This window comes from Microvirga sp. GN3 (assembly GCF_055792825.1).
Genome location: NZ_JBVVAK010000040.1, coordinates 27,530 through 49,376 on the forward strand (window position 1 = coordinate 27,530; position 21,847 = coordinate 49,376).

Here is a 21,847-nt window from a genome sequence, read left to right on the forward strand (position 1 = left end):
CTAACGGGGTCTCCCCTTTTTTTCATTCGTGCAGTCACTGCACCTTAGAAGGAGAACAATGAGCTTACTTCTCACGACCGAGCTTGACGCCATCAACACGATGCTCTCGATCATTGGTGAGGCCCCGGTCAACACCATCGAGGACAACGGTGTGGTCGATGCAGTGATGGCGCGTCAGGTTCTGAACGAAACCATGCGCGAGGTCCAAGCCCGAGGGTGGCATTGGAACACCGATAAGGGTGTGGTCCTCAAGCCTACGTTCCCCGCTCCCGGCTTCATTTACGTCCCCGCTAACACCCTCATTCTGGACGCCGTAGGGGACCGCCCCGACGTGGTCGTCCGAGGGGACAAGCTATGGGACCGCAGGGAGAACACCTTCAAGTTCCATGAGGACGTGAAGGCTGACATCACCCGCCTCCTTCCCTTCACTGACATTCCCCAATTCGCCCGCCACTACATCACCGTCCGTGCAGGCCGCATCTTCCAAGATCGTGTCGTCGGATCGCAGACGCTGTCGGGCTTCAGCAAGGAAGATGAAATCCGCGCTCTTGTGGCGCTTCGCAATGCCGAGGCCGAGAACGCCGATTACAATGTGCTGAACGATAGCTGGTCGGTGGGTCGGGTCCTGAACAGGCGCATCTAATGTCTGTCATTTCCGGCTCCATCCCGAACCTGATTAACGGGGTGAGCCAACAGCCTTATGTGCTGCGGCTTGCCTCTCAGGCGACGGAACAGATCAATGGCTTCTCGTCCATCGTTGAGGGTCTCGTTAAGCGGCCCCCGACGAAGCACGTAGCGAAACTCCTAGCGTCCCTTCCGGCTGACGCCTATGTCCATATCATCAACCGTGACGTGACCGAGAGGTACGTTGTTGTTGCCCTGAACGGGGACCTGAAGGTCTTCGACTTCAACGGTAACGAGAAGGTCGTCCACTTCCCCCACGGTAAGGGATACCTGGCTTCGGCCAAGGCGAACTTCGGTGCAGTCACTGTCGCTGACTACACGTTCTTCCTGAACAAGGACGTGGTCACGGCGATGAGCGGTGAGGTGAAACCGGCCCGAGGTAATGAGGCCCTCGTCTATGTCCGTCAGGGGAACTACTCGACGGACTATCAGGTCATCGTGGATGGCGGTGCGGTCGCAACGAAAACAACCTCTCAGACCGACCCGAACGACATCAAGACGAGCAACATCGCAATCGGCCTTGCGAACGTCATCAACTCTTGGGGGTCGATGAGCGCATGGGTCATCGGCTCGACCATCCATATCAGCCGTAAGGACGGAGGCCCCTTCTCGATCCGCACTCAGGACAGCCTCGGTGAGACGGCTATGGTGTGTATCACGAAGAAAACTCAGGTCTTCACCAACCTCCCGGCTAAGGCCGTCGAGGGCTATCAGGTGGAGATTGAGGGCGCTCCCGGCTCGGCCTATGACAACTACTATGTCCAGTACACCGAAGTCGGCTCTGGCGGTAATACCGGTGTGTGGCAGGAGATTGCCCGACCGGGACGGCAGATCGCCTTCAACCCCGGCACGTTGCCCCATACGTTGATCCGTAACGCGGACGGTACGTTCACCTTCGCTCAAGCAACGTGGGACAAGTGCGAGGCCGGGAGTGAGACGGTGCAGCCGGTCCCCTCCTTCATCGGGAAGCGTATCGCTGACATCTTCTTCTACCGGAACCGGCTCGGCTTCATCGCTGACGAGAGCGTGTGCTTCTCCCGGTCCAGCAAGTTCTTCAACTTCTGGCGTGAGACGGCAACCGACATTCTCGATACGGACCCCATCGACATCACGACTTCGCACGTCAAGGTGTCGATCCTTCGCCACGCGATCCCGTTCAACGAGAGCTTACTCCTGTTCTCCGATCAGACGCAGTTCATGTTGGGCGCTGGCGAGGTGCTGACGCCTTCCGGTGTGTCGCTCGACCAAGTCACCGAGTTCGAGACCTCGGACAAGGTGAAGCCGGTGGGTGCGGGTCAGTACGTGTACTTCTGCACGAACAAGGGTGTGCATACCGGTGTCCGTGAATACTACCTCGATGGGTCCTCTAAGACCAACAACGCGAACGACGTGACGAACCACGTCCCGCGCTACATCGAGGGGTCGGTGTTCAAGATGACGGCGTCCACGAACGAGGACATTCTCGTCGCGCTGTCGGACAAGGACCGGCGTGTCGCCTACGTGTATAAGTATTACCACTCCGGTCAGGAGAAGGTTCAGTCGTCGTGGTCGAAGTGGGTCTTCTCGGAAGGCACCACGATCCTCAATGCGGAGTTCATCGAGAGTACCCTCTGGCTTGTTATGAAGCGGGCCGATGGGGTTTACCTTGAGCGCATCGACATTGAGGCTGGTGTGTCCGATCCCGGTCTCGACTTCATCGTCCACCTTGATCGACGGCTCACGCAGGCTCAGGTGCAGTCACTACACTTCGATGGGGCCTATACGACCTTCTCGCTTCCCTACGTCCTAAACGACCCGACGAAGCTGGTCATCGTGGCCGGTGAAGGGGACGCGACGTTCAAGCCGGGACAGGTGGCTCCGTACACCTACGAGGCCGGTGTGTTCCGCGTTAAGGGCAACCTCACGTCCTTCTATGCGGGCATCAACTACGAGCTTCGGTACACCTTCTCGCCCTTCTTGATCCGCGAGGATGCACCGGGAGGTGGACGTGTGGCGAACACCGAGGGCCGTATTCAGGTCCGTCGCGCCATCATCAACTACGCCGATACGGGTTACTTCAGGATCGAGGTGACGCCCGAGCGGAGGCAAACGTACTCGTATGTCTTCACCGGTCGCATCGTCGGCTCCGGTCGCAACACGGTCGGTAAGTCCTCGGTCGAAACGGGATCGTTCCGGTTCCCCATCATGGCGAACAACATGAACGTCAAGATCGAGTTGGTGAACGACACTCACCTTCCTTCCCGCCACCTCAACTTGGATTGGGAAGCGAACTACACAGTCAGAACGCAAAGGATGCAGTAATGCCCTCTGTCCGTCCCGCGACGATGGAGGACTTGGAGTACATGGCTCCACGCCTCCGCGAGGCGGACGTGCGTGAAATGAAGGCTCTCGACGGGAGTGAACCCTATCCCGCTCTTGTCGAGAGCTTCACCTCCTCCGTCTTCGCAAACGTCATGGTCGATGACGAGGGGAAGCCTTTCTGTATTTACGGATTGGCTCCCCATCCCGAGTGCAGTGACTGCACCGTTGGTGTCTCATGGATGCTCGGGACCGACGACCTCGCCAAGCACTCAAGGTGGTTCCTGAAGAACTCCCGGCGCTTGATCGAGGAAGCACACGAATACTTCCCCACCTTTGGCAACTTCGCTGACGTGCGGAACACGGTTCACATCAAATGGCTGAAGTGGGCCGGGTTTCAGTTCGGGCAGAAGTACCCGCACGGTGGGACCTTCTTTTGGGAACATTGGAGAACTAAGGAATGTGCGTAACAGCAGCGGCGGCTGTCATCTCCGCTGGCACCTCCATTGCTGGCTCCATCATGGGTCACAACGCCGCTAAGAAACAGGCGTATCAGCAGATGCTGTATAACGCTCAAGTCGAGGCGAAGCAGGAAGCCTATCGCGCTGAAGTCATCAAGTGGCAGAACGTCAACTACAAGCAGGAAGTCCAGTACGGCGGCGATGTCCTGAAGTGGCAGAAGAGTGAGTTCAAGCGGCAAGAGGATATGATCGAGAAGGCCACCGGCCAGATCGAGACGAACCGCTTCAATCAATATGCCACCATGCTTCAGCGTATGGTCGAAGAGAGCATGGCCTCGGCCTTCGACGTGCAGGACATCGAGCGTCAGGAGCGCAAGTTCCGCGCCTCGGGTCAAGCCGCAGCGGACGCTAAGGGAACTTCCGGCACCACTATCGAGCAGCTTATCGGTGACGTATCGAAGCAGGCCGGTGAGGCTTGGTCGGTCGTGGAGTTGAACCGCAGCGCCACGCAGCGTCAGCTTACGCTTGAGATGCAGGGTCTCAAAGCTCAGGCCGATAGTGCCCTCTACAACCTCCCGATTGCCACCTATCAGCCCTCGGCTCCGGTTCAACCTCCGCAGCCTGTCTCGCCTGTCCAGCCCGCCGCTCCGGTCTCTATGCCGAGCCGTGGCGCTCTGGCGGTGAACGTCGTGGGCGGTGTCCTTCAGGGGATGCAGAACTATGCGTCGTGGTCGGGTCAGACCATGCGTCAAGCTTTCAAACTCTAAGGGAAACTTATGGCCCAACTCGACAGCCTCTTGAAGGCGCTCGGGGGGAAGTCCGGTATCGACCGGCCTTCCTTCCGCCCTACCGCTAGTCCGGTCAACACGGTCGCGGTAGATACGAAATTCACCTCGCTTCCGTCGCCGGTCAAAATGCCCGACGCTCAAGCGCCGATGGCTCCGGTCATGCCTGCGGCCCCGGCGAAGTCGAACGTCGATCAGCTTGTGCAGGCCCTGTCGTCCCTCAACCCGACCCTTAACCGGTTCATGGGGACGTACTTTGAGGAGCAGAACAAGCAGGACCGTCTCGACGCGGAGATGAAGTATCTTCAGGACAACTCGCCCGCATCGTGGGCCGAGGCGACCCGAAGAGACCCCACGCTTCTCGACCGCTCCCCGGTCTTCCGCATGGTGTACGAGAGCCGTGCCGCGAGGACTGCCGTGCAGCAGCGGGCGGCGAAGCTCATCGCTGAATATCACACCTCCGACATCGCATCGAGCGAGGACCCCACGGCCATCCAAGGGTGGCTTCAGGAGCGCATGAAAGACCTCCTTGACGTGGACGCCTCGCCCGCCGCGAAGGAAGCCCTTGTCGAGGAGCTTCAGACGGTGGCTCACCGGTTCATGCAGGCGCACACTGAGGTTGCCCGTAAGAACCTGTGGGACAAGAACCTTCAGTCCCTCGACACCCGTACTCAGACCATCTTCGACCGTCACGCCGCAAACCCTGCGGTTCCCTATCAGACGGACGATCCGGTCATTGCCGCCTCTATCTCCACCTCGGGCGACCCTCGGGGAGCGATGAAGGCCGCGTTCCTCAACGCCATCGCGGGCGGTGAGAGCGCAGGCAAGTACAACATCAGGTATGACGGAGGAGCTGGTTCTCTCTTCGATCACAACGGGCTGCACCCGCGTATCTTCGTCCCGACCAAGAGCGGCGAGAAGTCGTCCGCAGCCGGTCGCTACCAATTCGTTTGGACGACGTGGAACGAACTCGGGTTCGGTGACAAGCCGATGACCCCCGAGAACCAAGATAAGGCCGCGCTCATGCTGGCCGAGCGGGACTACAAGGCCCGTACCGGTCGCAACCTGTGGGACGATATGGAGAAGGAGGGCTTCAGCCCCCGTATTCAGTCCGTCCTCGCTCCGACGTGGCAGGCGCTTAACGGCAACCGAGGCCGACACCTCGCCACCTATAACGCCTCCCTCAAGAAGTACGGATCGGAACCCACCGGTCCCGGCGCGAAGAACCCGAACCTCCCCGAGATGGTCGAGGAGATTAAGGAGATGGAGCATGAGGCTTACGCGCAGGGCCTGACGTTCGCTCAGGTCAACGAGCGGACCCTTCAGAACGTGACCACGAACGCGATCCTTCAGCGCGACGAGAGTATCCTTGAGGTGGCCTCTTTGGTCCGTCCTCATGGCCTGTCGGCAAGCGAGAAGCTTCAGATCGAGCAGGCCCGCCAACGTATCCGCAACCTCAAGATGGAGGACGCGAACACGCAGGCGAAGCTTGAGAAGGCCGAGAAGGACGCCCGCAAGGCTCACGTCACTCAGACCGTGGCCGGTGCCCTCCTGTCGCAGATGAAGCCGGGACCGAACGGGGAACCCCCGAAGGCCCCTGTCATCCCGATTGAAATTCTCGAAGCGGCCAACAAGGAAGACCCCGAACTCTTCAAGGACTTGACCGATCTTCAGAAGCGTCTTGACGACGTGAGCGGGATCGAGGACCGCACGGCTGTCGCTGTCCTACAGTCGGACGTGTACGCCGGTCGCGCCGGTCAGGCTGAAATTCTCGATGCTGTCCGTCAAGGCATCATCAAGAACCATATCACCATCGGTCAGCTTCTTGAGACCGCAGGCCGCAAGGCCACTGACAACGTCCTCAACGATCCCGGTGTGGGTGCCTTCATCGGCTCCATCGAGAACATCGTGGGTGGCAAGCAGGGCATCTCGGGTGTCTTCAAGGACCCCGTCAAGAGTGCCGAGGCTGTCTCGATGTTCCACGGCGCAATGATGGGATGGAAGCAGGCCAACCCGACCGCAGACCCTGTCACCACGTTCCAGAAGGCGAAGGAGTTCCATGACCAAGTCATGCAGCTTTACGCCCCGAAGGAGTTTGAGAGGATGCAGAACATGCGGAAGACGGCGGAAGCCGGTCAACCGGTGGGTAACGGGAAAGGTGCAGCGACTGCACCGACCGAGCAGAAGTCCCCACCGATTGAACCACGCAAGGTCGAGTGGTCCAAGGTCCCCGTTTACAACGACGCAGGCTCCCTCCTGAAGGAGTGGCAGGCGTTCCGTGGCGGTGACTTCAACAACAACTTCACCCGCTGGATGAAGGCGAACGGCCTCATCGGCAATGAGAAGGCAATCCTTGAGTTCGTTGAAGCTCAGAAGAGGATGCTGGAACAGAAAACCAAAGGCTAATAGATGGAACCCGTAGAACTAACACCCGAGGACTTGGAGGCCCTTGAAGCGACCCGTCAGAAGCTTCTTACGGCTGAACAGGATGACCCCTCGTTTGGTGAACGTCTTGCGGCCATCGGAAAGGACGTGGGGGGCGGTCTCGTTGAGGCCGTCCCTCAAGCCATCCGAGGCGCACAGGAGGCGGTCAATGAGACCTCTGACACGACCTTCTCCGTCGCCAAGTGGCTGAACGACAACATCATAGACCTCGGGCATCTTCGCTTCGGTGAGGACGCCAAGGGAGGCTCAGGCCCTGAAGGGTGGGTGCAGTGGCACCCCGGTATGCCCGAACAGAACTCGATGAAGTTCGGTGACGGCACCATGCCATCGGCTCCGCAGACGGTGACCGGGAACCTCGTCAACGACGTGTCTCAGTTCCTCACCGGCTTCTGGATGGCCGGCAAATACCTCAAAGCTGCCGGTGTCCCCGCTGCCACGACCGTTGCAGGCGGTGTGGTGCAGGGCATGGCGAAGGGCGCGATCACGGACGCCACCGCGTTCGATCCGCATGACGAGCGCCTGTCGAACCTCATTCAGTCGAACGAGCATCTTCAGAACGGCCTCACCGAATGGCTGGCTGCGGACCCGAATGACGGGGAAGCAGAGGGACGCTTCAAGGCGGCTCTTGAGGGTCTCGCTCTCGGTGCCCTGACGGACAGCTTCTTCCACGCTATGCGGGCCGTTCGGTTCCGCAAGATGGGGATGCAGAAGGAGGCCGATGAGGCTCTCGCTCAGTCCGAGGCGGCGAAGGCGCAGGCCGAGGCTTCTCCCGAAAGTGCAGCCACTGCACCGAAAGAGGAGGCCCCGAAGGCTGAAGGGAAGGAAGCCGAGCAACTCAACCTCGACCTCGGGGACGAGTTTCAGGACACCTTCACCGGACAGCGCGGGGAGAATGGCAACCTGTCGCCCGACGATATGGCGGCTGACATCCCCGGCAAGAAGGCCGGTCAGAAGCTCGGGGACACCGAACCGTTCGTGAAGCTGATCGAGGAAGACCTCGTCTCTCTCGACAACATGCGGACGGCTGAACTCGGCTTCGGTCAGGGCCGGAACCTCTCGGGGATCGACGTGAACCGGATCGAGGACGACGGCACCCTTGCGGCGACCGTGTCGTCCGTGGCCCGTCAGTACGCCTCCCGTATGCGTCAGGCTGTCGGCGGCAACGCTGATGGTGTGCGGACGTGGGACCGCGTGAAGGTCAATGCGGACAAGTTCGCAGACCTCATCGGGGAAGACCCGCGTATCCTCTTCCAGCGCATGAGGGCGCTCCATAAGGAAACCTTCATGGCCGACGCAGAGCTTCTCGCTTACCGGGACGTTCTCTCGACCGTGAACCATCACCTTGAGGAGGCCGCAGAGGCTGTCGCTAACCCGCGCTATGACTTCTCTAAGGGCAAGTTCAAGAGCGTCGAGGAAGCCCGCACGGCTTACGCGAGGAACTACGAAATCCTCGCCAACGCGCAGCTTATGTATAAGGGCATCCAGACCAACCTTGCCCGCGCCATGAACTCGATGAAGCAAGTGGCGAAGACGAGGGAAGGTCTCCTTCAGGACGTGGACGTTCAGTCCATGTGGAAGGGTGGACCGGAAGCTATCGAGAAGATGGCCCGCCGCACCCGCGCCAACAAGGGGAACCTCAAGGCGCAGCTTCGGGACACCCGAGGTGGCTTCGCTCAGAAGGCCCTCGACGTGGTCTCGGAAGTCCACATCAACGCGCTCCTGTCAGGCGTCAAGACCCACGTTATCAACACGCTCTCGGGTCTCGCCAACACGGCCTATCTGCCCGCCGAGAAGATGTACTACGGCGCGTGGAGCTTCAATCCCGACCTCGTCAAGGAGGGCGCAAGGGAGTACATGGGCCTCGTCATGAGTGCCCGAGAGGCCGCTCAGTTGGCCTATAAGGCGTTCAGGGCTGGCGATCCGGTCCTCGATCCGACCCACGGCGGTACGGAGTACAGGGCGGCGATCAGCGCCGAGAACTTCAACATCAGCGACCCGAACGTGGCGATGGTGGTGAACGGTCTCGGGAACGTCGTGCGTATGCCGTCGCGGTTCCTCGCTGCGGAAGATGAGTTCCTGAAGCAGTTGAACTACCGGGCTTCGCTCCGCGCTCAGGCGTGGAAGGAGGCCGAGGAGTTGGGACTGACGAAGAACTCCGCAGAGTGGGCGGCTCACGTCGCAAAGCGCCTCGATGAGGCCACCAATGCGGACGGCTCGGCCTTCGTTCATACCGGCAACGAGATGAACAAGAGGGCGCTTGACCGTGCCCGCGAGGCGACGTGGACGCAGGACTTGGGTGGTCAGAAGACGTGGTGGAGGAATGACCGGACTTGGGGTCAAGACCTTCAAGCCATGACGGCGAACCATCCCTACGCCCGCGTTGTGGTCCCCTTCATCCGTACCCCGACGAACCTCCTTCGCTTCGTCCATCGCCGCACTCCCGTTCTGAACCTCTTCCGCAAACAGTACGCGGACGACTTCTTCGGGAAGAACGGTGAGGAAGCAGCGCGGAAGGCGCGGGCCGAGATGATGGCAGGCGGAACCCTCTGGCTGGCCGCGTCGAGCTATGTCTATAGCGGTGACGTGACCGGTGGTGGTCCCTCCGATCCCGACATCAAGAAGGCCCTCATGGAAACCGGATGGCGTCCGTACTCCATCAAGGTCACCAAGGACGACGGGACGACCATGTACGTCCAGTACAACCGGTTCGACCCGTTCGGCATGTTCCTCGGTCTCGCTGCGGACTTCGCAGAGGTGGCCGGTGTTGCCGATCAGCGTGAGCTTGAAGAGACGGCGCTTGCGATGACCACGGCTCTCGTCAAGAACCTCAACAGCAAGTCTTACCTTCAGGGCATCGTCAACGGCCTCGGTGCGTTGGCGGAACCGGAGCGCAGGCTGTCCTACTTCGCGCAGAACACGGCTGCGGGCTTCGTGCCGAACCTCCTTGGTCAGGCGAACCCCGATCCGGTCATGCGCGAGGCTCACTCGATTGTTGAGGCCATGCGGCGTAAAATGCCGGGGTTCTCTCCCGACCTCGATCCACGGCGCAACATCTTCGGTGAGAAGCAATACTTCCCGCCCGCGCTTGGTCCCGATTGGCTCTCGCCGGTCGTGACGGGCTACCGGAAGGGTGAGCAGGACCCGATCACCGAGGAGTGGAAGACGACTGTTCAGGATGACGTGTACGACGAGCTTGCTCGCCAGATGGTCATTCATGACAGCCCGCTTCGCACCCCGCCGACGAAGTACGAGGGCATCGACCTCACTCAGTACCGCAGTCCCGATACCGGCTTCACCGCTTGGGATCGCCTTCAGGAACTGACGGGAACCATTGAGGGACCTGACGGTCGCAACCTCAAGCAGGCTCTGTCCGACCTCATCAAGTCCGATGAGTACCGGAACGTGCTGGCTGACGGTGACCTGAAGGATGACGGCGCTCGCATCACGGCTATCCGTAGCGTGGTGCAGGCGTACCGTGACGCTGCCCTTGAGAAGCTCGGTGAGGAAATCCCGCAGCTTGCCTTCGACATCATGGAGACCAAGCGTCAATCGGCGCTGAAGAAGCTCCAACCCGAGTATCAACCCGACTTCTAATCAACGGTGCAGTCACTGCACTAACGAGGCCCTCGGCTAACAACCGGGGGCCTTTCTCTTTTTGAGGAGATAATGGCTCTTTCCTACGTTCAGTACGAAGGCGACGGCTCGACCGAAACCTTCGCTATCCCCTTCCCGTACCTCGAAAAGTCCCATGTTGAGGTTCGCGTAGCTCTCGACGTTCATCCGTACACTTGGGACGATCCACAGACGATCCGCATTTCCCCGGCTCCCGCTCCCGGCGCTGTCGTTGAGGCCCGCCGCATTACCCCGCGAGAGACCCGTATGGTGGACTTCGTGGACGGCTCGGTCCTCACTGAAGGCGACCTTGACCTCGCCACGATCCAGACCTTCTACATCGTGCAGGAAGCTATCGACATTGCAGGCGGTACGCTGGAACTCCTACCTGACGGTTCCTACGGTGCCGGTGGTCGGCGCATCAAGGAGGTGGGTTCGCCCATTGAGGCCCGCGATGCTGTCACCAAGGAATACCACGACGGCACCTTCCTCCCGCAAATGAACACCCTGCTTCAGCAGGCCACGTCGCAGAAGGATCAGTCGGTCACTGCACGTCAGGCTGCGGAAGCTGCGAGGGACCTTGCGGCTCAGTACCGGGACACCGCTCTGGCCCACCGGAACGCCGCTGCGGTCTCCGAGGGTAACGCTGCGGGTTCGGCTTCGGCCTCCGCTTCGTCCGCGTCCTCGTCCGCTGCAAGCGCCTCTCTGGCGCAGAAGTGGGCCGAGCATCCGAACAACACCGATGTCAGCGGTACGGGCACCCGCTCGGCCAAACATCACGCCACTCAGGCGTCCACCTCGGCAAGCAATGCGGCCTCCTCCGCGTCCATTGCTGAGACCCACAAGAACACCGCCTCGGGTCACGCCACGACGGCCACCAACAAGGCCGCAGAGGCGACCACTCAGGCGACCCTTGCGAAGGATTGGGCGACCAAGACGGACGGTGAGGTTGTCGCCGGTCAGGGCTACTCCGCGAAGAAGTATGCGCTCGATGCTGCGGCTTCTGCGGCTGCGGCTCAGACCTTCGATCCGGCCATGTACTATCAGAAGTCTCAGATCGACGGCTTCCTGAACGGTAAGGCGAACCTCTCCGGTGCAGCCTTCTCGGGCGAGGTGACTGCCCCTCATCTCAACGCCACCGGTCGCGTGAGGGTCGGTCAGGGGAATAACGATAGCTGGATCGAGATGCACGACAGCGATCACGGTGTCCGCTACGTCCACAACAACGGGGGCACGGTTGGCTTCGTGGGGAACCACGGAGGGTGGCTGTTCCAAGTGGACGATAACGGCACCATCACCCGTCGCGGCGGTTCGGTCCTCTACAACGACGGTAACATCTATCTGCCGTGGTGCGGACAGAACCTCTCGGATCGCATCAACGGTCGCCACGACACGACGCATAACGCCTACCGCTACAACGTCTATGAGGTCGTTTATATGGCGCATACCGGCGCTCACATGGGGCAGGATGGTAACATCTATGCAACGTGGGCCGGTAACTGGTACTCCAACGTCTTCGCCCGTAAGGACACCACTTCGGTCTTCGCGGGGAACGTCTATGTGGACGGGGTGACCTACGCTCGCGGCTCCTACAGTGACACCACCGGTAACGCTGCGAACTGCTACCTCGGTGGCTCCGGTCGCATCTACCGCTCGACTTCGTCCATCCGGTACAAGAAGGACATCGAGGACTTGGACACCGAGGTTGCCGATAAGGTTCTCGATGGTCTCCGTCCTGTGTGGTATCGCCCGAACGAACTCTCCTCGGACCCGAAGGAATACTCCTACTACGGTCTTATCGCGGAAGAGGTCGCAGAGGTTGAGCCGCGTCTCGTCCACTGGAACCGTCGCGTCAAGTACGACGAGAACGGTAACCCCATCAGGAAGCCGCGACCGGAACTCCTGAAGGACGAGGATGGTGTCCCGCTGCCGGATCAGCCGGTGGACGATGAGGACCCGTTTGAGTTGGAAGACGAAGCGGCCCCTGACGGCGTCCAGTACGAGCGCCTTGGTGTCTTCGCCATTCACCACCTCAAGAAGCAGAAGGCCCGCATCGTGGAACTTGAGGGGACCGTTGCGTCCCTTGAGGCCCGCCTTGCTGCCCTTGAGGCTCGCCTCGGCTAAGTGCAGTCACTGCACCGATGGACGACAACAACCTCTACCTGATGCTCGGAAGGATCGAGGGAAAGCTCGATAACACCTTGCAACGACAGGACAAGCACGACGAACAGATGGAGGCCCTCAACAAGAGGGTCTCTATCCTTGAGCAGAGCCGAGCGTGGGTCATAGGTGCAGCCGCTGCACTTTCCACGCTGATTGGCTACGGCTTCCCATTCTTGAAGGATTGGATACTGAAATGAAGGCAAGCGAGGAGTTTCTCGCAAAGCTCCACAACGCTCTCGCTGAAGAGTTGCTTCGGCGTATTCAGGACGGCACGGCCACCGCTGCGGACCTTTCCGCCGCCCGTCAGTTCCTGAAGGACAACAACATCGACATCGGCGCTCCCAAGGAAGGGACGCCTATGAACAACCTCATGAAGGACCTCCCGTTCGCGGACGAGGACCGGACCTTCAACTAATCGCATAGGAAGGCCGTACAGCGGCTTTCTAGGGCCTCGGCTAGGGTAACACCTACCGGGGCCTTTTTTCGTCTCCTACCCCTGTTTCTGATGAAAGAAGAACTACTCTCATCGACCCATCTGTCCTCCGAGAAGGACCCGATCAGAGGCGACTTCCGTAATTTCCTTTACCTCGTTTGGAAGCACCTCAATCTCCCCGATCCCACCCCCATTCAGTATGACATCGCGCACTTCCTACAGTACGGCCCGAAGCGTTCCATCATCGAGGCGTTCCGAGGCATCGGTAAGTCGTGGGTGACTTCGGCCTATGTCATCTGGCTCTTGCTCCGCGATCCCGACCATAAGGTCTTGGTCGTCTCCGCATCGAAGATCAGAGCGGACGACTTCACGACCTTCACGCTGCGGCTCATCAACGAAATGCCGATCCTTCAGCATCTCAAGCCGAAGGCCGATCAGCGTAACTCCAAGGTGTCCTTCGACGTTGGACCCGCCAAGGCTTCGCACTCTCCTTCGGTGAAGTCCGTGGGTATCACCGGTCAGCTTGCCGGTTCCCGCGCAGACACCATCGTCGCGGACGACATCGAGGTCCCGAACAACTCCGCTACGCAGGCCATGCGTGACAAGCTGTCCGAGCTTGTGAAGGAGTTCGACGCTATCCTGAAGCCAGGTGGTCGCATCGTTTACCTCGGCACCCCTCAGACCGAGCAGTCGCTTTACAACGAGCTTCCCGGTCGTGGTTATCAGGTCCGCATCTGGCCCGCCCGTATCCCCGACGAGAAGCAGAGGATTGTCTATGGCGAGCGCCTCGCTCCCTACATTGACGACCTCATCGAGAAGGGATGGAAGGCCGGTCAGTCCACCGATCCGAAACGCTTCAACGACGACGACCTATTCGAGCGTGAGGCGTCCTACGGTCGCGCAGGCTTCGCCCTTCAGTTCATGCTCGATACTCGCCTGTCCGACGCCGAGAGGTATCCCCTCAAGGTGTCCGACTTGATCGTCATGAACGTCAACCCCGAGATGGCCCCCTTGAAGGTCGTATGGGCGGCAAGCCCCGAGCTTGTCCTCAACGAGCTACCGAACGTGGCCTTCGCTGGTGACCGCTACCACCGGCCTATGTGGGTCGATAAGGATTGGGCCGAGTTCACCGGAACGGTCATGGCTATCGACCCCTCCGGTCGTGGCGGTGACGAGACCGGCTATGCCATCGTCAAGTTCCTCCACGGTTACCTCTACGTGGTCGCTGCGGGTGGCTTGGTGGGTGGCTACGACGACGAGACGCTCCTCAAGCTGGCGAAGCTGGCGGAACAGTACAAGGTCAATCACGTCATCGTTGAGGCCAACTTCGGTGACGGTATGTGGACCAAGCTGTTCACCCCTGTCCTGAACAGGACGCACCCCTGCAAGATCGAGGAGGTGAAGCACTCCACGCAGAAGGAGAAGCGCATCATCGACACCCTTGAGCCTGTCATGATGAGGCACAAGCTGGTCATCGACCAAAAGGTGATCGAGCAGGATTACAAGACCGTGTCTCAGTACCCGCCCGAGAAGCAGCAGCACTACATGCTGATGCACCAACTCACGCGGATCACGAAGGACCGGGGATCGCTGGTCAAGGACGACCGGCTCGACGCTCTCGCTATCGCTGTCGCCTACTGGACGGAACAGATGGCGAGGGACGAAGACAAGGCGGCTGCGGCTCTCAAGGAGAAGCGGCTGCAAGAAGAACTCGACAAGTTCCTGAATGGCTTCGGCAAGAAGGGACCGGCGAGGAACCTATGGGTGCGGGTCTAATCCCGCGCCTTCTTTTTTTTTCTAAAGTGGAGTGACTGCACTTTACTACAGGTGCAGTCTCACTCTACTTATAAAAGTGCAGTGGTACTGCACCATAATTATCCCCCACTCTTAGGGGAGGATGGAAGGAAGATACATATATAATATAACTAATAGTATAGACTATAGGTTACTTATTGTTATATGGGTGTCTCGGGGGTCCTCCTGCGGAGGCCCTCCCTTCGACACCCATCCACTAGGTTAGACCATGAAGAAGACCTCCTTCCTCTTCACCGGCTCCGTGGGAGCCTTCCTCCTTCCCCTCCTGACCTCTCCTGCCCTTGCTTCCTGCCCCTCATGGGACACCTCCTGCATCAACCGGGAGAACTCCTATAGGTACTCTCAGCAGGCCCAACAGTGGCAACAGGGGGTCCAGCAGCAGATGCAGTGGCAGTCTCAGCAGTCGAGGGACTGGTATCGTGATGTCCAGCAACAGGCTGTCCCCTCTTACGGACCCGCTCAGGGAGCCGTGCGGGGAAGCCCGTACAGGCCCTTCTAGGGGTCCTTGGCTACTACCCTAGCTGCCGGGGTCTCAATGGCCCTGTATGGCCTCCGTAGGGGAACCTTCGGGGGTCTTTTAGTGGGACCTTCGGGATATTTAGGTGGAAAAATCTGAGGCCCCTCCTCACGCTACGACGAAGCCGTGGTCCCCCCATACCCCTCTCGATGGCCGATAGGCCACCCTTCCGTTGACCTTCGGTCACCATTCCGGTCACAGCCTCCGGCTAAGTCATTGAAATCATTGACATTGCAACGCATATCATATCCCTTCCTGCATCGTAACGGGCACATTGAGGGGACATTGAGGGGCTAGGTGCAGTCACTGCAATGTTTGACCGTGCTTGCATCTTATCTATTGTTTTCGAGGTAATCAAAACCATTACCTCATCAGGACCACGCTAGGACCACGCTAGGTCCACCATCGGTCAACGGTGCAGCGACTGCACTAAAGGGACACGCTAGGACCGATCTAGGCCACCTCATCCCATCTATTTTTTTTTCCGTGATAGGGCACTAATCCGGCCCATTAGGTGACCGTGACCGGCCCTAACTAATTGAAAAACATGGACAATCAAGAAAATCAAAAAAAGATGAAATTAGTTGTTGACTAGGGACAATCCCTGTTCTAAAACTATCTCCATCGGCGGACGGAAACGGCCACCGAGGACTGAAGCGAAGACAGACTGGACACCGCATAAGGCGCTAGGGCGCACAAGGTTAGGTCTCGATCCTTCTACCGCTCTTTGACAACTGAATAGCTCCCTTCCTGCACCGTGAGGAACGGCAGGGGACCGAAGCCAAGGCAATAGTGCAGCGACTGCACAAGACGCGGCGAAACCGGAGGCAAGTGAAGCAAGCCGATGGACGGTAAACCTGACAGGGGAGGGCCTTAGCGTAGGTCGGGCAATAGCCTGACCGTCCATCCCTGAAGCCGGGATGCTGAAGAGGCCACGGCAGGCCGAAACACTCTCAACGCTAAGGAGAAGCACAATGTTCGACAACGTCAACGAAGCCGAGACCTTCACCACGAACGACAACGGCGCTCATGACCCGAACCACAACTTTCTGGCCGATTGCGCGGCAACGATCCTTGAGCGTTACAACCGCGCCAAGGCCGCCACCCGCACAAGCTTGGAAGACCTGTGCATCGTCGGTCAACGCCTCAACGACGCCAAGGAAACCCTAGCGGGCAAGAAAGGCGCGTTCGGTGAGTGGTGCGAAGCTCAAGGCTTTCCCTTCGATAAGACTTGGCGGGCACGTCTCATGAAGCTTGCGGCGAATTGGGATGCCATCATGGAAGCCGTTGAGGCTTTGCCCGAGGACAAGCGCAAGTGGTCGGTCGATGGCGTCCTTGCTATCTGGCAAGCCGCTGAAAAGGCCAAGGCGCAACCCGAAGGGGACACCGAAGGCGACACCGAAGGCGATGCTAACGGTGAGCCGAAGGAGAAGAAGAAGAAAGAGACCGAAGCCGAGCGGCTCCGTCGTGAACTGGCTGAAGCACTCGAATTGATCGAGAAGCTGAAGGCTGAAAACGCGAAGCTGAAGGGCGAGAAGACGAAGGCCAAGGCAAAGCCGCAAGGCGAAACCAAGGCTGAAGCTGGATCGGTCGATGCAGCCACGAAGAAGCGGGCCGGTAAGGTATGGGGTCTCTATACCCGAGGCGCGACCGATGGCGAGAAGGATGCAGCCAAGGCACGGCTTGATGAGATGGCCACGAAGTTCGGTATGGACTTCGACGCCTTCGTCAAGGCTTGCGGGCTGGCTTAATTTTGCCCTGACAGTTCCCTTCGGGGGACTGTCTCGGTCTAGGGATGATGCCTCCCTACTGATGAGCCGATGGCACGGCGAAACCGAAACTCAAGTGCAGTCACTGCACCGCTAAGGAGAAGACACATGCGCGAAGCTCGGATCATCCTTCCCCTCGCTGACAACGAAGGGAACACGGTCGAGACCGCTCACGACTACCTCAAGGGTCGCCTCTGCCGTCTCTTTGGCGGCTTCACTGCGAACCCTGTCATGGGCGGCTGGATGGACGATAGCGGGAAGCTCTATGAGGACCGCTCAATCGCCTATGACGTGGCGATGGAGGACACCTACGAGAACGCCCGCAAGGTCGCCTCAATCGCTGAAATCGCGGGCCAGATGGCAAAGCAACTTGCCATGTATGTCCGCCTCCCGAACGGCAACGTTCAAATCCTCACCATCGAAGCCGCAGACGCCAAAGCGGCATAGCTTTGCCCGAACGGTCCCCTAATCGGGACTGTTCCGGTCTCGGGATGATGCCTCCCGACTGATGAGGCCACGGCAGGCCGAAACCGGATTTTCAACCTACAGGGGGACCTATCCATGCAACTCGTTTCTGACGCTAAGGCGGTCGAGCAGATCACCAAGGACGACTTCGGCGGCTACTTCAGAGAGTACGCCTCGGCAGAGTGTTTCGAGTATTGCAAGGGTCTCGTCGCTGACGGATGGCAGAAGATCGGTCAAAGCTCATGCTATGGCGTGGTCTTCCAGCATCCCGAGGAACCGGACCACGTCCACAAGGTCGCCTTCCGTCCGACTGAAGACGGATGGGTCGCCTTCGTGAAGTACGCCCTGACGAACCCGAACCCCCACTTCCCGAGTGTGCGCGGCGTCAAGGACTACGGGACCTTCTTCGTGGCCGATGTCGAGACCCTGAAGGAAGTCCGGTATTGGGGCGAGCAGTACGACCTCGGACACCGGGTCTCCCGCGCCACCTCGGCGGCTTCCGATGGGGACAACATGACCTTCGCCCGTATCCTCGGGGAACTCGATGTTCCCTTAGCGCGGGCTGTCGTCGCCCTGAAGGAACAGTTCATGAAGGAATGGAAGGTGGACCTCCACCCCGGCAACTTCATGGTCCGTGGTGACACCCTCATCCTCAACGATCCGCTCTCATGGCGCGTAGGTCGCTGACGATGGACCGCCTCTTCGACGCCCTCTTGATAGCCTCTGCCGGGATCACTGGCGGGGGCCTCCTCTTCTCCCTCTACAAGCTATGGGAATTGAGTTGAAGTGCAGTCACTGCACCTGTCCCTCGCGGGGAACCAACTCGCGGGGGATGATTTACCCACCTGATGAGGCCATGAGGCCGAAACCTAGCGTCGTCACGCGATGGTCGTGGGTTTTGCACATTGTTGCCCCATTGCAACACGTTCACGTTTGGTTGCGAAATAAGCATCCATTCCTGAATTTGACCCATTTCTGACTTGAACCCGCCATTGGGTTCAATTAAGTAGGATCGCGTCGGGGGCTACAACAATGAAGACCTTCAGGAAGCTTTGGCATCTAGGTGTCGAGTGTAGGCACCTGTCCACCAAGTTTGACGTGAACGCTTGGTTAGTATTGCTTTACGTCGCAACCCATGAAGGAGCGTGTTCAGCCGATATTCAGGCCGATACAGGCATACCCCAAAGTACAGTGTCGAGGACCATTGCTTTCCTGTCAGGAATAGGGACAGGAACGCGGGAGGCCCTTAACTTGATAGCGTTGGAGCAGAACCCCGACGATAGACGACAACAGAAAATTGTTCTTACGCCGGAAGGTACTGCCTTCTTGAAGACGCTACGGGCAATCGTCGAAGCCTAACCATCGACAACTATGTGTGTGTGGAAGGCATTGGTGCAGTCACTGCACTAATGATGCGGGCGCGTGTCCCTAAAAAGGAGCGCGAAGCTTGCGGAGCCTATTCAGGGACCGCCTAGAATTACCACCTTTGGGCCAAACAAGGGGATCAACCCATCATGAACCTACGGTTCACGAAATACGTTACTTTCTTCTCGCGTTACGAACTGTTCCTTGAGTGGAACAGTGACAAGTCGTCTCCGATGCTCTACAGCCTCGAAGATGGAGTGGTCGAGTTCCAGTGGGGACCACTCTACGGGAGTGCTAACGTCATCAAACCACTGTCGCAGAGGACTACCTATGGCAATGAACCCCCTTTCTCGGGCGATCTTGTTCACCGAAGAGTTTCGGAAAGTGGACCCGGAACTCCCGATGCACACGGCCCTCATCCTGCTTCTGATAGCTCGGAAGCCGGGGATCAACCTCAAGGAACTCGTACAGGCGACGGGCCTCGGCAAGTCGGCTGTCTCGCGTAACGTCGCAACCCTCTCAAAGGAGTATGGCAAGGGCTTAATCACGTACACCGAGGACCCGCTCGACCGCAGAAACAAGGTCATCAAGTTGACCCCTAGTGGCGAGCGGGTCGTCAACTCTCTTCTCCATCACATAGAACCGGAGGCCGCTTAATGGCAGTAAGACCCCGAGGCAAAGGCTTTCAAGCCGACATCACCGTCAAAGGTCAGCGACACCGCGAAACCTTTGACACCATCGAGGCCGCTAAGGCGTGGGAACTAGAGGCCAAGGCCGCAGTCCTACGCGGCGACCCTATTCCACGTCCTAATGGTTCCGGTGCAGCGACTGCACCTAAAGGGGCACAGTACGCGGGAGAAAACAGTCTCTCGACTGTCCTCGATAAGACCTTCCAACGGTTCTGGAAGGGAGGCCCTAGCGAGGCCAAGATGCTCGTCAACATCAAGCAAGTGGAGGCTTACTTCGGGACGACGACCCCGATCACGGCGATTGATATGGACGCAATCGAGGGCTTCGTGGATCACTGCGTAGCCAAGAACAACTCGAATGGGACCATCAATCGGAAGCTTGCGGTCCTGTCCAAGGCGCTCCGCTATGCTCGGGATAAGGGGATCATCACGGCCCTCCCGAAGATCGAGCGCAAGAAGGACGGCGTCGGTCGTATCCGCTGGCTCACCGTGGATGAGGAAACCGCCCTCCTCAATCTCCTTCGGGGATGGGAGAAGACGGACCACGCGGAAGTCGTGGAAGTCCTCATCGACACCGGTTTCCGCCCCTCAGAGGTCTATTCGCTGACCCCTCGGGACGTGGACCTGAAGGCCGGTAGCCTGACCGTTTGGAAGACGAAAACGGACCACCCACGGACCATCTACATGACCCGTCGAGTGGCCGAGATTGTCGCCCGAAGGGTCCGTGCAGTCACTGCACCGAACGACCGGCTGTTCCCCTACGATAACTTCTGGATGAGGTACGTATGGGATCGAGCGAGGGTTCAGCTAGGCTTCGCCAACGATGAACACTTCGTCCCGTATATCTGCCGCCATACGTGTGCGTCACGGCTGGTGCAGCGCGGGGTTCCGATCAACGTGGTCAAGGAGTGGATGGGTCACAAGTCCATTCAGATGACCATGAGGTACGCCCACCTCGCACCGCAGAACCTGAAGGCGGCGGCTGGCGTGTTGGAGGCGGCTGAGTAATGGTTGACATCACTCGGATCGAGAACTCAGAGACCTCGTATGGACTGGACTTCGCCCCTTGCGAAATCATCCAAAGGTTCCAAGAGGCTGGCGACCCTACGAGCTACGCGGAAGTGGCCGCGTGGGCTAGTGCCTCCATCTGGCAGGACCCTGACGATGAGCCGGGGGACCTGACACGATGGGTCACCGTTGGGCTTCACAACTATAGCGACGGCGTAGCCCATGAGATAGCCGGAACTCCCGGCGACCTCATCGCCCTCGGTCGTTACCTCGTAGCCGTTGGTGAGAGGTACGCGAAGAGAAAGCGTGGTGACAAATACTGGCTTGACCGTGTAAAGGCATGGGAGGCTCAGGATCGTGCAGTCACTGCACCTACAAGTACACTTTAGAAACTTGTAGTGTACCATTTGTGACTTGTGACGGGTCACGTCACGGATCGGTGACGGACCCCACATTCTGTGACGCGGGCGTGGTGAAATCGGTAAACACAGCGGACTTAAAATTCGCCGCCTTTTCAATGGCTTAGGGGTTCAAGTCCCCTCGCCCGCACCATTCAAGACCGGTTGTGCAGTACCCTTAAAATCCCTCGGGCTGGTCCATACGGGCTCAATTCCTGTCGTCCGCACCAGTCCAAATTGACCGCACCTCGTCGCGTATCCCAGCTCCGATCGTTTCCTTTTACCTGTCAGGCCGGTCGATGGCTGGACTGGCACGGGATCGCTTGAGGTCGCCGGCGCGGAACGGAGAACCTGGTCTCTCCCCACCTCTGACCCCTGCGCAGAATTGGGTCCTTCCGCCAATGCATCATCTGGTGAACCACAGAGAAAGCATCTGGCGGTCTCAACTATGAGGTCGCGGCCCGATAGCCCTTCGGGGTAATATGCTTTGCAGCTTCAGGCCGTTAGACAGCTCAGCATATGATGGCGGATTGAGGCAGGGACGATGGATGCTGAGGTTGATTACCAAGGGTATCGCTTGAAGGTGGTTCACGCCGATCCCGGATGGACTGTTTTCATCTGTGCGCCGGAAAGCCGCTTCAGATTCGATGCCATGCAGACGTCACGGGGCAGGAACGATCGTGATTGGGTGGTCGCCGAAGCAAAAGCATTGGTCGATACTCATATGCGTAAGGCCGAAACGACCAGATGCTCGCACCCAGCAAACTGAACACCCGATGCGTCAACATCCCGTTCACGCACTGTGGAACTCAGAACCGAAACCCAGCGCCTGCACCGCGCCCTGTCAGAAGTGGCTGAATCATCGGCTCAGTGGCAGGGCGCTCCTCCGGATTGAGCGCGGCTGGCGCCTGAGCGCTCGATGATTCGGGCCGAGCCGCCA

The 21,847-nt window shown here is 59.0% G+C and carries 17 protein-coding genes and 1 tRNA gene; all 18 read left to right on the plus strand.

Annotated elements, in window-relative coordinates; genetic code table 11:
* Window positions 1-58: 58 nt before the first annotated feature.
* The 18 genes from ACS5Q1_RS19805 (at window position 59) to ACS5Q1_RS19890 (ending at window position 21,676) form a co-directional block, all read left to right on the plus strand.
* Complete coding sequence (locus ACS5Q1_RS19805; RefSeq protein ID WP_473099789.1) at window positions 59-643, plus strand: hypothetical protein; 585 nt, start codon at window positions 59-61, stop codon at window positions 641-643.
* A complete protein-coding gene (locus ACS5Q1_RS19810) occupies window positions 643-2,985 on the plus strand; it encodes a phage nozzle protein (RefSeq protein WP_473099790.1) in 2,343 nt (780 codons plus the stop codon). The genes ACS5Q1_RS19805 and ACS5Q1_RS19810 overlap by 1 nt, the downstream gene beginning before the upstream one ends.
* Window positions 2,985-3,452: a hypothetical protein gene (locus ACS5Q1_RS19815; protein WP_473099791.1), complete on the plus strand. Its 468-nt coding sequence runs from the start codon at window positions 2,985-2,987 to the stop codon at window positions 3,450-3,452. Before ACS5Q1_RS19810 ends, ACS5Q1_RS19815 begins: the two co-directional genes overlap by 1 nt.
* Window positions 3,443-4,210, plus strand: coding sequence for a virion core protein, T7 gp14 family (locus ACS5Q1_RS19820; RefSeq protein WP_473099792.1), 768 nt, complete (start codon window positions 3,443-3,445; stop codon window positions 4,208-4,210). Before ACS5Q1_RS19815 ends, ACS5Q1_RS19820 begins: the two co-directional genes overlap by 10 nt.
* Before the next feature lie 9 nt (window positions 4,211-4,219).
* The gene (locus ACS5Q1_RS19825; RefSeq protein ID WP_473099793.1) at window positions 4,220-6,634 is read left to right on the plus strand and encodes a lysozyme family protein; all 2,415 of its coding nucleotides are present in this window, start codon (window positions 4,220-4,222) and stop codon (window positions 6,632-6,634) included.
* Between the two features lie 3 nt (window positions 6,635-6,637).
* Window positions 6,638-10,267: a hypothetical protein gene (locus tag ACS5Q1_RS19830; protein ID WP_473099794.1), complete on the plus strand. Its 3,630-nt coding sequence runs from the start codon at window positions 6,638-6,640 to the stop codon at window positions 10,265-10,267.
* Between the two features lie 72 nt (window positions 10,268-10,339).
* Window positions 10,340-12,409: a phage tail fiber domain-containing protein gene (locus tag ACS5Q1_RS19835; protein ID WP_473099795.1), complete on the plus strand. Its 2,070-nt coding sequence runs from the start codon at window positions 10,340-10,342 to the stop codon at window positions 12,407-12,409.
* Window positions 12,410-12,426: 17 nt separating this feature from the next.
* Complete coding sequence (locus ACS5Q1_RS19840) at window positions 12,427-12,645, plus strand: hypothetical protein (protein WP_473099796.1); 219 nt, start codon at window positions 12,427-12,429, stop codon at window positions 12,643-12,645.
* Window positions 12,642-12,863 (plus strand): hypothetical protein, encoded by a 222-nt coding sequence (locus ACS5Q1_RS19845; protein ID WP_473099797.1) that lies wholly within the window; start codon window positions 12,642-12,644, stop codon window positions 12,861-12,863. The genes ACS5Q1_RS19840 and ACS5Q1_RS19845 overlap by 4 nt, the downstream gene beginning before the upstream one ends.
* Window positions 12,864-12,953: 90 nt before the next feature.
* Window positions 12,954-14,657, plus strand: a complete 1,704-nt coding sequence (gene terL, locus ACS5Q1_RS19850) for a phage terminase large subunit (RefSeq protein ID WP_473099798.1) — start codon at window positions 12,954-12,956, stop codon at window positions 14,655-14,657.
* A gap of 1,530 nt (window positions 14,658-16,187) precedes the next feature.
* Complete coding sequence (locus ACS5Q1_RS19855) at window positions 16,188-16,964, plus strand: hypothetical protein (RefSeq protein WP_473099799.1); 777 nt, start codon at window positions 16,188-16,190, stop codon at window positions 16,962-16,964.
* Window positions 16,965-17,090: 126 nt separating this feature from the next.
* A complete protein-coding gene (locus ACS5Q1_RS19860) occupies window positions 17,091-17,429 on the plus strand; it encodes a hypothetical protein (protein ID WP_473099800.1) in 339 nt (112 codons plus the stop codon).
* 114 nt (window positions 17,430-17,543) lie between these two features.
* Window positions 17,544-18,134 carry a hypothetical protein gene (locus ACS5Q1_RS19865; RefSeq protein ID WP_473099801.1) on the plus strand — a complete coding sequence of 197 codons (591 nt, stop codon included), beginning with the start codon at window positions 17,544-17,546 and terminating at the stop codon, window positions 18,132-18,134.
* Window positions 18,135-19,142: 1,008 nt separating this feature from the next.
* Window positions 19,143-19,469, plus strand: coding sequence for a MarR family winged helix-turn-helix transcriptional regulator (locus tag ACS5Q1_RS19870; protein ID WP_473099802.1), 327 nt, complete (start codon window positions 19,143-19,145; stop codon window positions 19,467-19,469).
* A gap of 272 nt (window positions 19,470-19,741) precedes the next feature.
* Window positions 19,742-20,509: a tyrosine-type recombinase/integrase gene (locus ACS5Q1_RS19875; protein ID WP_473099803.1), complete on the plus strand. Its 768-nt coding sequence runs from the start codon at window positions 19,742-19,744 to the stop codon at window positions 20,507-20,509.
* Window positions 20,509-20,898: a hypothetical protein gene (locus tag ACS5Q1_RS19880; RefSeq protein WP_473099804.1), complete on the plus strand. Its 390-nt coding sequence runs from the start codon at window positions 20,509-20,511 to the stop codon at window positions 20,896-20,898. The genes ACS5Q1_RS19875 and ACS5Q1_RS19880 overlap by 1 nt, the downstream gene beginning before the upstream one ends.
* Before the next feature lie 74 nt (window positions 20,899-20,972).
* Window positions 20,973-21,061: transfer RNA gene (locus tag ACS5Q1_RS19885), tRNA-Leu, on the plus strand.
* Between the two features lie 390 nt (window positions 21,062-21,451).
* Window positions 21,452-21,676 carry a hypothetical protein gene (locus ACS5Q1_RS19890; RefSeq protein WP_473099805.1) on the plus strand — a complete coding sequence of 75 codons (225 nt, stop codon included), beginning with the start codon at window positions 21,452-21,454 and terminating at the stop codon, window positions 21,674-21,676.
* Window positions 21,677-21,847 lie beyond the last annotated feature (171 nt).